Source organism: Thermocrispum agreste DSM 44070 (assembly GCF_000427905.1).
Taxonomy (GTDB): Bacteria; Actinomycetota; Actinomycetes; order Mycobacteriales; family Pseudonocardiaceae; genus Thermocrispum; species Thermocrispum agreste.
The window spans coordinates 482,623-496,818 of sequence record NZ_KE386603.1 but is presented as its reverse complement, the minus strand read 5'-3'; the positions used below and the strand labels follow the sequence as shown (position 1 = coordinate 496,818).

Genomic DNA, 14,196 nt, shown 5'->3' with positions numbered 1-14,196 from the left:
ACGGCATCCTCCGCACCCGCAGGGGGAGACACTCGTCGACGTGCTCACCGGCGGGTTCCCCTGCGCATCCTCCGCCCCCGCAGGGGGAGACAGGCGAGCCACGGCCGGAGACCAGTCCGCGGATGGGCATCTCCGCACCTGCGGGGGCGGGGGCCACGATCCACACGTCGCCACCGTCGATCAGTGGGCATCTCCGCACCGGCGGGGACGGGGAGAGACAGCGGTCCAGCTGCTCGGTAACGATCCTGGCGCGTTCCGCATCCTCCGCACCTGCGGGGACCGGCTGCGTGCACTCTTCCCTACGCGGGCCGGCAGCCCGGCGGATGCGGCCGGTCACGGCGAAGCCGCGCCGCCACTGCCACGGAATGCCGACGCCGCTGGAGGATTGCCGCGCCCGCGCCGGTGGCGTCGACCGTCAGGTGTCGTCCGGGCAGCTCCCGCACCTGGGCGGCCACCGCATTCGGCGCCCGTCCGCGCCGCCGCCACGTTCAGCTCGGCAGCGATCTGGAACAGCCCCATCGCCCGGGAACCGCCCTGGACCAGCCGCTCGGTGGCCACCGCGGGCTCGGAACAGCCCCCTCGCCCCGGAGATCGCCCGCTCGGGCAGATGCTCGATCATGTCCTCGAGCTGAGCAGCCCCGCCGTCCGGGAATCGCCCCGCCGCCGAAGCGCGCGAGCCGATCTACATCACGGAGCGGCCCGCCGTCCGGGGATCGCCCTGGAAGCCGTAGTCGACGGCACAGTGGCCGTCGGAGCAGCCCCGCCGTCCGGGGATCGCCCGCTTCGTGCAGACCGTGACCGAAACCGGTCACCCCCACCTCCAACCGGCACGCTTGTACGGCCGATGGCAGGTCGGCACCGGTCCAGCGCGCTAAATTCAAATTCAAAAGTGTCGCTCGATCGAGAGACCACCACCACGTCGGCGGTGACGCTGACCACGAGGCGAGCGGTCGTTGCTGAACCAGCACTAGAATCGACTCCGTCAAGGAGGGGTGATGTCACGTCTGCTTCCGCAGCCGGAGGACTGGACCGAGCCCGGCGCGCACCCGGTCGTCCCCGGCGTGCATCGCGTGCCGTTACCCCTGCCGATGGAAGGCCTCACCACAGTCAACGCCTACGTGCTGGAAGGCCGTGACGGCCTGGTGCTGATCGACCCCGGCTGGGCCTCGCCGGAGACCGAGCGCGCGATGGCCGCGGCGCTGAGGCAGCTCGGCCACCGCATCTCCGACATCCGGTTGTGCCTGGCGACCCACCATCACTGGGACCACTACACGCAGGCGTACCAGTGGCGCGACGAGCTCGGATCCCGGCTGCTGCTCGGCTGGGAGGAGCGGCACAGCATCGAGTCCTACTTCGCCAGCACGAGCCGGTTCCCCAACCACGCGGAGTGGCTGGTGCGCTGCGGCGCCGGCGAGCTGGCCGAGCGAATCCGCGAACTGGACTTCCAGTCGGAGCGCGAAGCCGACATGCCCTACGGCCTCCCCGACGGATGGCTGTACGACGGGGACACCATCGAGCTGGCCGAGGGCACGTTGCACGCCGTGTACACGCCCGGCCACACCCGTGGTCACGTCGTCTTCCGTCACGCCGACGCCGGCGTGCTGTTCTCCGGCGACCACATCCTTCCGCACATCACGCCGTCGCTGGGGTTCGAGTGGGCCCCGGAGAAACGGCCGCTGCGGTCGTTCCTACGATCGCTGAAATTGACGCTCGCCCAGCCGGACGCGCTGCTGTTGCCCGCTCACGGGCCGGTCACGGAAAGCTCGCACCGGCGGGCCGCGGAACTGCTCGACCACCATCGAGAACGGCTCGACGTGGTGCTCAACGAGCTGCGGGCGGGTGCGCGCACCGCGTACGACGTCGCCAGGGCCATGCCGTGGACCCGCAAGGGCAGGCGGCTGGAGGAACTGGCGGCCGAGCATCAGATGTCCGCGGTCGTCGAGGTGGACGCGCACCTCGACGTGCTCACCCTGCTGGGCCGGGTGAAGGTCGACGACCGCGAACCGACCCGCCGGTACCTGCCGGTGTCCGCCTGACCGGGACAGGGTCCGTGCCAGCCGTGGCCCGGCGACAGCGCCGCCGCTCGCCGGGCAGCACCTGCAAACCGGCCGGTCAGCCGAAGCGTCCGGAGATGTAGTCCTCGGTGGCCTTGTTCGCGGGGGCGGAGAAGATCGTGGCAGTGTCGCCGATCTCCACCAGCTGCCCGGGCTGCCCGATGCCGCGCAAGTTGAAGAACGCCGTGGTGTCACTGACCCGCGCGGCCTGCTGCATGTTGTGCGTGACGATGACGATGGTGTAGTCGGCCTTCAGCTCGGTGATCAGATCCTCGATCTTCTGGGTGGAGATCGGGTCGAGCGCCGAGCACGGCTCGTCCATCAGCAGCACGTCCGGCCGCACCGCGATGGCGCGGGCGATGCACAGGCGCTGCTGTTGCCCGCCGGACAGGCCGGTGCCCGGCTTGTCCAGCCGGTCCTTGACCTCGTCCCACAGGTTGGCCTGCCGCAGCGACCGCTCCACGATCTCGTCCAGCTCGCTTGTGCGCATGCGTTTGGCGTTCAGCTTGATCCCCGCCGCCACGTTGTCGTAGATCGACATGGTGGGAAACGGGTTGGGCCGCTGGAACACCATCCCGATCTGACTGCGCACGGCGACCGGGTCCACGTCCGGCGCGTACAGGTCCTGACCGTCCACCATGACCTTGCCTGCCACCCTCGCCTTGGGGATCAGCTCATGCATGCGGTTGAGCGAACGCAAGAACGTCGACTTCCCGCAGCCGGACGGCCCGATCAGGGCGGTCACCGAGCGTGGCTCGATGGACATCGAGACGTCCTGCACCGCCAAGGTCTCGCCGTAGTAGATGTTCAGGTCGGCGACGTCGATTCGCTTAGCCACTTGTGCTTCCCGTCCTTCGTTCGTGTCTGATGCCGGTTTCCGTGCGCCGCCGACGGCCGCTTAGGCACGGGCCTTCGGGGCGAACAACCGTGAGATCAGCCGCGCGACCAGGTTGAGCAGCATGACGACGGCGACCAGCAGCAGCGCCGCGGTCCACGCACGGTCGATGGCGGGCTCCGGCGGGAGGCCCGGGCTCATGAACTGCCGGTAGGCGAACACCGGCAGGGTGGCCATGCGGTCGTCGAACGGGTTCATGTTCACCCCGGTGGTGATGCCGACGGTGACCAGCAGCGGCGCCGTCTCCCCCACCACCCTGGCGATCGCCAGCGTGACACCGGTGGCGATGCCCGCGCCCGCGGTTGGCAGCACGACCTTGACGATCGTGCGCCATTTCGGCACCGCCAGCGCGTAGGCGGCCTCGCGCAGCTCGGCAGGCACCAGTCGGAGCATCTCCTCGGTGGAGCGCACCACGATCGGAATCATCAGCACGCTCAACGCGACGGCACCCATCACGCCCATCCGCACCCCGGGCCCGAAGATCAGCGCGAACAGCGCGTAGGCGAACAGGCCGGCCACGATGGACGGGATGCCGGTCATCACGTCGACGAAGAACGTGATCGCCCGGCCGAGCTTGCCCTTGGCGTATTCGACCAGGTAGATCGCGCACAGCATGCCGACCGGCACCGAGATGACGGTGGCCAGCGCGGTGATCAGCAGCGTGCCCATGATCGCGTGGTAGACCCCGCCGCCTTCCCCGACGACGCCGTGCATCGAGTAGGTGAAGAACTCGACGTCCAGCCGGCCGACGCCGTTGCCGACCACCGTGATCACCACCGAGATCAACGGCAGCAGCGCCAGCAGGAACGCCGCCGTCACCACCGTGGTGACCACTCTGTTCTTGGCCTTGCGCGCCCCCTCCACGGCCAACGACCAGCCGTAGATCGCCACCGCGTACAGCACAACGACCGCCACGGCTGCCAGCCCGCTGGCTACGCCGGACAGGTGCAGGACGCCGCCGACGACGATCGCGGCGGCCAGCGTCACCCCCGGCGCATAGCGCGGCAACGAGCCTTGTGTGAACAGTCGCTCGGACAAGACGGCAGACAAATCGGACGGCTGAACACTGGTGCGCGGACTGTTCATCGGTCGGCTCCGGAGAAGTCGCGCCGCCGGTTGATCACGACCCGGGCGAGCATGTTGACCACGAACGTGACGGCGAACAGCACCAGCCCCGCTGCGATCAGGGTGTTCACCGCGATCCCCGTCGACTCCGGGAAGTCGAGCGCGATGGTGGCCGCGATGGTCGACGGGTTGCTCCGGCTGATCAGGTTGATGCTCACCCCGCCGGAGACGGACAGCACCATGGCCACTGCCATGGTCTCGCCGAGCGCCCTGCCCAGGCCGAGCATGGACGCGCCGATGATCGCCGACCGGCCGAACGGCAGCACGGTCATCTTGATCATTTCCCAGTGCGTGGCGCCCAGCGCCAGCGCCGCTTCCTCGTACAGGCGGGGTGTCTGCAGGAACGCCTCCCGCACCACCGCGGTGATGATCGGCAACACCATGACCGCCAGCACGAGCGCGGCGACCAGCATGGTGCGCCCTGTCGACGACGGTGGTCCGGCGAACAGCGGAATCCAGCCGAGGTTCTCGTACAGCCAGGCACCGGCGTCCACCGTGGCCGGCGCGAGCACCGCGATACCCCACAGGCCGTAGACGATGCTGGGCACGGCGGCGAGCAGGTCGACGACATAGCCCAGGCCGTGCGCCAGCCGCCGCGGCGCGTAGTGCGTGATGAACAGGGCGATCGCCACCGCCAGCGGGGCCGCGATCAGCAACGCCAGCGCGGCGGACAGCAGCGTGCCGAACAGCAGGGGCCAGATGTACACGGTGACGCCCGCCCCGCCCGGCACCTCGTCGGCCGGGGCGACGACCGCCGGCCACGCTTCGACCACCAAAAATGCGGCGACCCCTGCCAGGATCGCCAAGATCAGCACGCCGGAGCCGGTGGACAGCCCGGCGAAGATCTGATCGCCGGTGCGCATCCGGGCTCGTGGGCGCACCGATTGTTCGAGTGCGGACACCAATCAGTCCTTTCCATCGGACGGCGGCGGCGAAATGACCGGCGGAAGAACGGCGGATCGTCGTCCCGGCGGGCCGGGCGGAAACCGCAGCGGAAATCGTCGATTGGCCGGATCGGCAAACCTCGGCAGTTCCTCGACGGAGCCGCCGGGGAACCGCGACACCGACGGCCGGCCGGGCATCGACCGGCGCGTGGCCAGCGAATCATCGGGGCGGATCATCGGAAAGGCCCGGCCGAGGGCGGGGCGGCGACCTGGGAAAACCGCCCCGCCCGGGCAGCCGAGGTCACTCACCCTCAGCTGGCGGAGATACCGTCGATCGCGGACTGCAACTGCGACCGCAACTCGTCGGAGATCGGCGCCGACCCGGCGTTCTTCGCCGCCGTCTGCTGCCCCTCTTCGCTGATGACGTAGGACAGGTACGCCTTCACCAGCTCCGCCTTGGCCTTGTCGTCGTACTCGGCACACGCCACCAGGTAGGAGACCAGGACGATCGGGTACGTCCCCTCCTTGGTGGTGTCACGGGCGATATCGAACGCGAAGCTGGTGTCGTCACGACCCTTCACCCGCTCGGAGGCATCCAGGACTGCGGCCGCGGCCTCCGGCGAGTAGCCGACGAAGTCGTCGCCGACCCCCACCTTCACGGTCGCCAGATCTCCGACCTGGCTGGCGTCGGCGTAGCCGATGGTCCCGTTGCCGCTCTGCACGGCCTTGACCACGCCCGCGGTCTGGCCCGCGGCCTCGCCACCCGGCACCGGCCAGTCGCCGCTCGGCTCGTGCGGCCAGTCCTTGCCCGCCGCGGCGGCCAGATATTCCTGAAAGTTCTCCGTCGTCCCGGACTCGTCGGAGCGGTTCACCGGAGTGATGTCCAGCGCGGGCAGCTGCACACCGGGATTGTCCTCGGCGATCTCCGGGTCGTTCCACTTGGTGATCTTCTGGTCGAAGATCTTGGCGATCGTGCTCGGCCGCAGCTTCAGCTCGTCGACGCCCTCGATGTTGTAGATGATGGCCACCGGCGAGATGTAGGCGGGTATCTCGAGCACTTTGCCGCCGCAGCGCTGTTTCGCCTTGGCCAGCTCCTCGTCGTCCAGATAGGCGTCGGTGCCACCGAAGTCCGTGCCACCCGCGACGAACTGCTCACGACCACCACCGGACCCGACCGGGTCGTAGTTGACCGTGACGTCCGGGTGGGACGAGGTGAACCCGGCGATCCACGCCTGCTGCGCGGCTTCCTGCGAGCTGGCTCCCGCGCCGTTGATCGTTCCGGACAGGCTCGACTGCCCGCTGCCCTCGGCTGACGGCTCGTTGGCGGCACCGCACGCAGCGGCACCGGCGACGAGCGCGGTGACCGCGGGCAGCACCAGGGCGCGACCCAGGGTGGTGCGTTTCACGTTGACCTCTTTCGAAGGTTGGGTCCGATTGACCGGAACACTCGGCATGCCGGCACCGGACGCCGGCTGCTTGCCGATCGCACCGCCGACACTAAGCGCGATGAATGAAGCAGCAGGACCACGGAAATGAATGCAGGGTGAACGGAACGGGACAAAAGAGAACCACACTCCGGGGTACTCGACGCCGGGTGCCCGAATGCGGAAACAAGTGGTGAAAACAATTGTCAGCAGAGCCGGGATCAGGAATTCCCGGCTCCATCCCCAGGCACGGTTCCCGCTGCGGGTGCCGTCACGACCGCAATAGTTCACCGACGGTGGCGAAAGCGAGGTGCCTGCCCGGCCTGACGGCTCACCGTGAGCCGGGCACCGTGAACAGGTAACCGTGCCCGCGGATCGCGCGGATCCACTCCCCGTTCGCCGAGTCGGTCAGCCGCTTGCGCAGCCGCATGATGTGCACGGTGAGCGCATTGCTGCTGGGCGCCCGGTCGCCGCCCCACAGCGCCTCGACCAGTTCGGCGCGGGGCACCACCTGGCCTGACCGCTCGGCGAGGTAGCGCAGCAGCTCGTATTCCCGCTGCGGGAGCGCGATCTCCACCCCGTCCACCCACATCCGTGGCAACACGGCGTCGATGCGCAGCCTGCCCACCTCGACCGGCGGCTCGATGGCCACGCGGCGGGTCCGGGTCAGCCCGCCGAGCAGCGCCAGCAACTCCGCCGCCCGGTACGGCTGCCGGAGCACCACCGTCGCACCGGCCGCCGCGGCCGCTGCGGCGAATCCCGCCTCTCCCTCTGCGCCTGCCACCACCGGCAAGGCGGGATCGTCGGCGCGCACGATGCGCAGGAAATCGGTGGCGTCCAGCCTGCCGTCGACCGGACCCAGCAGTACCGCGTCCGGGCTCAGTCGCCCCAGCATGAGCAATGCCCTGGGCACGTCGTCACAGGTGGCCACGGTGATGGGCTGTCCGGCGAAGATGCCTGCGAGCTCGGCCCGCACCGCCGCGCGCTGTTCGACGACCAACACGACCAGCTGGTTCGCCGACCGGGCGCGCGGCAGCGGTGGCCGGGCAACCGTAGCTTCGGACATCGGCCCACCTCACTGGCTCGCATCGGGACGGACACCCCGCCACGGTGCGGGACCCTAGACAGGCGGAGTAGCCAGTGACCGGAGCGCAGGTGAACGGCAGGCGAATCCCGGCTGTGGGACGGGTCGCGGCGGTTGCCGGACGGCACCATCCGCCGGAACAGCGCCTGCAATTCCTGCTGTTCCGGTGCGGTCTACCCAGGCGCTCGGCGGTTCACCTGGAAGGGGTGAGCGCGGCGACGGCTGCGGGCCGGAATCCCCAGCCCAGCAGGTAGACACCCAGCGACAGCTCCCAGACGAAGATCGGCGCCACCGCCAGATCGGACAGGACCGTCCCCGGCCGGTTGACGCCCAGCACGGACAACGCGGCCGATGTCGCCAGCAGCGGGGCGCCGAGTAGTCCCAACGCGGGGATCATCCGAGGAATCAAGTTGGCGCGATAGAGCAGCCAACCCAGCAGCGCCGCGTTGAACGCCGGGATCAGCCCAGGACCGAGCAGCACGGTCCACTCGTGGACGGTGAGCAACATGCCGCCCATGCCGCGCGCGGCCGTCGGCCCCGTACGAAGGGCGACCAGGGACAGCAAGCTGACGACGCCGACGAAGATGATCGCTGCTTCGAGTACGCGAGCGGTGACGAATCCGAGCGCCAACGCCTCGCCGAAGCGCACGCGACACCGGCGCAGCACCGGGAACAGCACCACTGCCGTGCCCACGCAGGCGCAGGCGTTGACGACGTCGAGCAAGGCTCCCCATTGGATGCCGCCGTTCGCGCTCGCGGTGAGGGCATCGGCCCCGGCGACCACCACGTCCCGGTAGAGAAACAGCGCCGGTGGTATGCCCGCAAGGAATGTCACCAGGTACAGCGCACCCGCGATGCCGACTGCCTGACGCACATCGCGCGTCGACGGCCCACTACCGAGTCCCGTGTCCGCTCGGGCCATGAGCCTGCCCTCCGATCGGCCCACCGCATGGGAGCCTTGGGGGAAGTTCGCCGGAAGGGCCACGGGGATTACCTGCGCCGGGGCAAACACCGCAGGGGTGCCGGGCAGACACCGCAGGTCTAGCGGGGACGGCCGGGCACCCCGGGGCGGGTCTGCCACGGCCGCGGGCCGCCCATCGGCCGGTACTCCACGCCCAGTGCGTCCAGCCGGGGCAGGTGGTGCCGCGCCAGCCGCCGGGCGAACTCGGCGTAATCACGCTCCGGCGGCGACCACACCACCTCGGCGAACGCGGCCAGCCGCGGGAAGGCGGCGTAGTCGATCCGACGCGGGTTGTCCAGGTGCTCGGTCCAGACCTGGGCCTGCGCTCCCAGCACGCGCTGCCTGGCGGACCCGGGCAGGTCGGCCGGGACGGGTTCGTACCGGTAGACGTCCTCGAGCCGGACCAGGTAGCCGACCGGGATCGGCTCGTCCGGGTGGTCCGACTGCCGATGGTCCAGGTAGAGGTACTGCTCGGGGCACATCACGACGTCGTGCCCGGCCAGCGCGGCGGCGATCCCGCCTTGCTCTCCGCGCCAGGAAGCGATGATCACCCCGGGCGGCAACGTCCCGGCATCCAGCACGTCGTCCCAGGCCAGCGCCCGGCGCCCCAGGACGGACAGATGCTCGGCGATCTGGCGGACCCACCAGCCGTGCAGCTCGTCCGGCGACGACAGCCCCAGTTCGGCGGCCCGGGCGGCGGCGTGCGCACGCCACTGCACCGTCGGCACTTCGTCACCGCCCAGCGCGATCACCGGGCTGTCGAAGATGCTCGCCACGTGATCGAACACGCGGCGGTAGAACGCCACGGTGGATTCCTCGGCGTTCAGCACGTGGTCGGAGATGCCCCAGGCGGTGCGCACCGGAACCGGCTCGGCGGTGGTGCCGAGGTCGGGGTAGGCGGCGATCGCTGCCTGGCTGTGCCCCGGGATGTCCACTTCCGGCACCACCGTCACGCCGCGCTCGCGGGCGTACGCGACGATCTCGCGCAGGTCGTCGGTGGTGTAGTAGCCGCCGTGCGGACGGCCGTCGTGTTCGCGGGTGCCGTCCGGTGGCCTGCCCACCCACGAGCCTTCCCGCCACGCCCCCACCTCGGTCAGCCGCGGATAGTCCGGCACCTCCACGCGCCATCCCTGATCGTCGGTCAGATGCAGGTGCAGCACGTTGAGCTTGTGCACCGCCAGCAGGTCGACGAACCGCAGCACCGCCGCCTTGGGCTGGAAATGCCGCGCGACGTCCAGCAGGCACCCTCGCCAGGAGAAACGCGGATGGTCCTCGATCTCGCCGCACGGCAGCACCCACGGATCGGGGTGGATCCTCGCTGCCCGGAAGGCATCCGGGCCGGCGAGTTGCCGCACCGTCTGCTGCGCGTGCCGCTTCCCGGCTTCGTCGGCCGCCACGGCCCGCACCCCGCTCGGCGCGATGCTGAGCCGGTACCCCTCGGCAGGCAGGCCCGCCTGCGGGTCGATCACCACCGGGATGGTCAGGTCGTCGAGTTCGCACGCGCCCGGTGCCGGGTCGACCCGCACCGGTCGCGGTACCAACCCGTGCAGCCGCTCGTGTGCCGACGTCACCGGCTCACCCCTTCACCGCGCCTGCCAGCCCGCTGACCAGGTGCCGCTGCACCAGCACGAAGAAGATCAGCACCGGCACGGTCATCAGCGTCGATCCCGCCATGATCGCGCCCCAGTCCTGCTCGTCCGGCTGGTAGAACACCAGCAGCGCCTGCGGCAGCGTCCGGTTGTCCGTGCTGGAGTAGATCAGCGTCTTGGCGAACAGGAAGTCGTTCCACGAGTGGATGAACGACAGCACGCTCGTGGCCACCAAACCGGGCGCGACCAGGGGGAACAGCACCCGCCACACGTACTGGAAGCGGGTGGCGCCGTCCAGCGTCGCGGCTTCGTCGAGCTCCCGCGGCACGGCGGCGACGAAACCGCGCAGCATCCAGATGGCGAACGGCAGGCTGAACGCCAGGTTGATCAGCACCAGCGGGGCGAGCTGGTTGAGCCCGAACGCCGGGGCCACCTGGCCCGCCGACTGCACCATGAAGAACAGCGGGATGGTCAGCGCCTCCACCGGCACCATCTGGGCCACCAGCAGCATCACCAGCAGCACGGTCCGGCCGCGGAAGGCGAACCGGGTCAGCGCCACCGCGGACACGAACGACAGCACGATCGACCCGCCCACGACCAGCAGCGCCACGACCGCGCTGTTCAGGAAGTACCGGCCGAAGTTCTCCACGTCGAGCACCCGCCGGAACGCGTCCAGCGTCGGCGCGAACGTCCACGGGCGCGGCGAAGCCGACCGGATCTCGCCATCCGGCTTCACCGCGGACAGCACCATCCAGTACAGCGGAACAGCGACCAGGATCGCCGCCAGCACGCAGACGGCGTCGGAGATCCGGGATCTCACGGCGCCCACCCCGCCTTCCGCTGGGCCCGCAGGTAGAGCACGGTGATCATCAGCAACAGCACCGTCATCACCACGCCGATCGCGGCGCCCATGCCGTACTCCTCGCCGGCGAACGCCTTCTGATAGGCGTAGACGTTGAGTACCAGGTTGCGCCCGGCCACCCCGCCGCCGTTGGTCATCACGTAGATCTGGGTGAACACCTTGAAGTCCCAGATGATCGACTGGATGGTGGCGATCACGATGAGCGGGCGCAGCATCGGCAGGATGATCCGGGTCGCGATGCGCCACCACGAAGCGCCGTCGAGCTGGGCGGCGTCGACGACCTCGGCCGGGATGCCCTTGATCCCCGCGTACATGGTCACCATGACGAACGGGAACGAGCACCAGATGATCTCGGCGGCCACCACGGCGAACGTGGAGTACCTGTCGTACAGCCAGGCGTGGCCCTCCATGCCGGAGAAGCCGATGCCGCTGAGCACCTCGTTGACCAGGCCCAGATCGGCGTCGAACAGGAACAACCAAACGTAGGAGCCTGCCATCGCCGGGGTGGCCCACGCCCCGAGCGCGGCCAGGAACAGCAGCATGCGCGGCACCGGCCGCGCCCGGCTGGCCACCACCGCCAGCGCCGTGCCGACCACCAGGCTGCCGATCACGCACACCGCGGCGAAAACCACCGTGGCGGCCAGCACGTCCCAGAACTTCGGATCGGCCACCAGCTCGGCGTAGTTGTCCAGGCCGAGGAATCGCAGCGGCGCCGCCCCGCTGGCCTGCGGCTGGTTGTACTCGTACAGCGAGATCTGGACCAGCTGGTACAGCGGATACGCCAGCACGGCCAGCAGCAGCACCCCGGCGGGCAGCAGGTAGCGGAACGCCGCCCGGCCGTCGCCGAGGTGCACAGCCGTCTTGGGGCGCCGCACCGCCACGTCAGCGGCGCGGCGCCGCTCACCGACGAGCGTCATCGGCCGCCGAACGCCTCGTCCATCTCGGCCGCGGCGGCTTCGGCGGCCTGGTCGACGGTCAGCTCGCCGGTGGCGATCTGCTGGATCGCGGTCGGCAGCACGCCCTGCGCGTCGATCTTGGTCCACGCCGGGGTGGCCGGGACGAACTTCGTGCCCGCCTTCACCGAGGCGACGAACGGCTCGAGCTCGGTGTCGGACTTCACCAGCTTCGCCTGCACGTCGGCGAACGTGGGCAGGGTGCCCATCGCGTCGTACATCTTCCGCTGGTACTTCTTGCCGGCCAGCAGCTTGGCGAACTCCACGGCCAGGCCGGACTTCTTGCTCGCCCGGAACACGCCGATCAGGTTGCCGCCGGCGAACGGCGGCGCGATCGAACCGCGTTCGGCGCCGGGCAGCGGGATCACCTCGTACTTGCCCTGCACCGCCCCGGCGTCCACGGCGGGCAGGTTGAAGTCCCCGCCGATCACCATGCCCGCTTTCCCCGCGGCGAACGCGGCCACCGCGTCGCTCCCGGTCATCTGCGCACACGCCGAGGGCGGGCAGATGTCGTCGGAGATCAGTTCCGCGTAGCGGCGCAGCCCCTCCTTGGCCTCCGGGGTGGTCAGCGTGGCTTTCCACGTGCCGTCCCGCTGCTCGGCCACGTCACCGCCGTAGGCCCAGATGTAGGGCAGGGCGGAGTAGACCGACTTACCACCGGTGGCGATGCCGTACATGTCCGGCTTGGCCTTGCGGATGGCCCTGGCCACGTCGGTCAGCTCGGCCAGTGTCTCCGGCGGCTCCAGGTCCAGCTCGTCGAACACGTCGGTGCGGTAGAACAGCGCACGCGTACCGGTGAACCACGGGATGCCGTAGACCTTGCCGTCGACCTTGGCGGTCTCCAGCACGCTCGGCACCAGGTCCTCCGCCTCCGGCCATGTCGCCAGCTCGTCGGTCAGGTCGGCGAAGCCGTTGGAGGCCACGTATCCGGCCAGGTCGGTGTTGCCGAACTCGGCGACGTCCGGTGAGCTGGTGCTGTCGTTGAACGCACCGTTGAACCGGTTGGCCCTGCCGTCGACCGGCAGGTACTCGACCTTGACCGTCACGCCGTCGTGTGCCGCCTCGAACTCCTTCTTCGCCTCGGCGACCACCTGCCGTTTCGGCTCGTCGTTGGGCTCGGCGAACAGCCACACCTGCAGCTCGCCGGTGGTCTCGCCGGGGCCTTGCGGCTGGTTGTGGGAGGCCTGGGGCGGCGCGCAGCCAAGCGTCATGGCTCCGACGGTGGCCAGCACGAGCAGGGCCGCACGTCTCATCTCCAGCTCCTTTCGAACAGCACGAAACAGACGGAGTCGACGGCCGTGCTGCCCGCGGGCGCGGTGAGCCGGCCGGTCCGGGGATCACGCGGCAGCCACGCGACGGTGTGCTGCCGCTGGTTGGCGACGTAGACCCAGCGACCGGTGGGGTCGATGGTCAGGTGGCGGGGCCACGAGCCGCCGCACGGTGTGGTGCCGGCGAAGGCGAGATCGCCGTTCGCCGTGACGTCGAAGGTCGCGATGCTGTCGTGGCCACGGTTGGACGCGTACACGTAGCGACCGTCCGGCGAGACGACGATCTCGGCGGGGTAGTTCTCGGGCGGCTGGGCGTCACCCAACGTGGAGATCACTTGCCCGGCGGTGAACCTTCCGGTCGCGGGATGCCACTCGGCCACGGTGATCTCCGACCGCAGCTCGCCGAGGATGTAGGCGCGGCGGCCGTCGGGGTGGAACGCCAAGTGGCGCGGCCCGTACCCGCCGGGCATCCGCAGCCGATGGTGGGGATGCAGCTTCCCGGTCTTCTGGTTCAACCGGTAGACGTAGACCGCGTCCGCACCGAGATCCACCGCGACGACCCAGCGGCCGCTGGGATCGGGGAGCACCTGATGGGCGTGCGGCTCCGGCCCGTCGTGCGTCCGAACGTCGGTGACCTCGCCGATCAGCCCGTCCTCGCCCAGCCGGTGCACGACGACCGAGCCCGACCCGTAGTTTGCCGTGAGCAGGAACCGCCCGTGCACGCTGGTGTGCGTGGGGGCCGAGCCGTGGGTCGGCTGCCTGGTCAGGATGGTTCCGCGTGCCGCATCCACCGCCGTGACGGCACCCTCGGACAGCTCGTTGGTGACGTAGAGGATGCGGCGGTCGGCGGAGAAGGCGAACCACGACGCCTCCGGCACCTCTGGCACGGTGCCTGCCACCGCGAGCCGGCCGGTGGCCGGATCGGCCACCGCGCGCTGCATGCCCGCGCCGGGGCGGTCGCCGGAGGTGTAACTCCCCAGGTAGACGGTGAGCTCCCGGTGGTGGGCCGCCGCGGACCCCCCGGCCATCAGCGCCCCGGTACCGGCCGCCGCGAGTCCCAAGAACAGTCGTCTGGCCATGACGTGCACGCCGTCCCC

General features: G+C 69.9%; 12 protein-coding genes. 1 reads left to right on the top strand and 11 read right to left on the bottom strand.

What is annotated here, in order from left to right:
• Positions 1–995: 995 nt before the first annotated feature.
• Positions 996–2,036: an MBL fold metallo-hydrolase gene (locus tag YWY_RS0112345; protein WP_038045050.1), complete on the top strand. Its 1,041-nt coding sequence runs from the start codon at positions 996–998 to the stop codon at positions 2,034–2,036.
• Positions 2,037–2,112: 76 nt separating this feature from the next.
• On the opposite strand, the gene pstB is transcribed toward YWY_RS0112345, so the two are convergent.
• The 11 genes from pstB to YWY_RS0112290 form a co-directional block, all read right to left on the bottom strand.
• Positions 2,113–2,892 (bottom strand): phosphate ABC transporter ATP-binding protein PstB, encoded by a 780-nt coding sequence (pstB, locus tag YWY_RS0112340; protein ID WP_028847851.1) that lies wholly within the window; start codon positions 2,890–2,892, stop codon positions 2,113–2,115.
• A gap of 60 nt (positions 2,893–2,952) precedes the next feature.
• A complete protein-coding gene (gene pstA, locus YWY_RS0112335; RefSeq protein ID WP_028847850.1) occupies positions 2,953–4,035 on the bottom strand; it encodes a phosphate ABC transporter permease PstA in 1,083 nt (360 codons plus the stop codon).
• Complete coding sequence (pstC, locus tag YWY_RS0112330) at positions 4,032–4,937, bottom strand: phosphate ABC transporter permease subunit PstC (protein ID WP_038045049.1); 906 nt, start codon at positions 4,935–4,937, stop codon at positions 4,032–4,034. Before pstC ends, pstA begins: the two co-directional genes overlap by 4 nt.
• 332 nt (positions 4,938–5,269) lie before the next feature.
• Entirely contained in the window at positions 5,270–6,364 is a 1,095-nt protein-coding gene (gene pstS / locus YWY_RS0112325) for a phosphate ABC transporter substrate-binding protein PstS (protein ID WP_028847848.1), read from the bottom strand.
• 349 nt (positions 6,365–6,713) lie between these two features.
• The gene (locus YWY_RS0112320; RefSeq protein WP_051310193.1) at positions 6,714–7,448 is read right to left on the bottom strand and encodes a winged helix-turn-helix transcriptional regulator; all 735 of its coding nucleotides are present in this window, start codon (positions 7,446–7,448) and stop codon (positions 6,714–6,716) included.
• 211 nt (positions 7,449–7,659) lie between these two features.
• The gene (locus YWY_RS0112315; RefSeq protein ID WP_211227525.1) at positions 7,660–8,340 is read right to left on the bottom strand and encodes a DUF4386 domain-containing protein; all 681 of its coding nucleotides are present in this window, start codon (positions 8,338–8,340) and stop codon (positions 7,660–7,662) included.
• A gap of 167 nt (positions 8,341–8,507) precedes the next feature.
• Entirely contained in the window at positions 8,508–9,998 is a 1,491-nt protein-coding gene (locus YWY_RS0112310) for a beta-N-acetylhexosaminidase (protein WP_028847845.1), read from the bottom strand.
• A 4-nt stretch (positions 9,999–10,002) separates the two neighbouring features.
• Complete coding sequence (locus YWY_RS0112305) at positions 10,003–10,836, bottom strand: carbohydrate ABC transporter permease (RefSeq protein ID WP_245566655.1); 834 nt, start codon at positions 10,834–10,836, stop codon at positions 10,003–10,005.
• Positions 10,833–11,795, bottom strand: a complete 963-nt coding sequence (locus tag YWY_RS0112300; protein ID WP_084609223.1) for a carbohydrate ABC transporter permease — start codon at positions 11,793–11,795, stop codon at positions 10,833–10,835. Before YWY_RS0112300 ends, YWY_RS0112305 begins: the two co-directional genes overlap by 4 nt.
• Positions 11,792–13,084 carry an extracellular solute-binding protein gene (locus YWY_RS0112295; RefSeq protein ID WP_028847842.1) on the bottom strand — a complete coding sequence of 431 codons (1,293 nt, stop codon included), beginning with the start codon at positions 13,082–13,084 and terminating at the stop codon, positions 11,792–11,794. Before YWY_RS0112295 ends, YWY_RS0112300 begins: the two co-directional genes overlap by 4 nt.
• A complete protein-coding gene (locus tag YWY_RS0112290; RefSeq protein WP_028847841.1) occupies positions 13,081–14,178 on the bottom strand; it encodes a lactonase family protein in 1,098 nt (365 codons plus the stop codon). The genes YWY_RS0112295 and YWY_RS0112290 overlap by 4 nt, the downstream gene beginning before the upstream one ends.
• Positions 14,179–14,196: the final 18 nt, after the last annotated feature.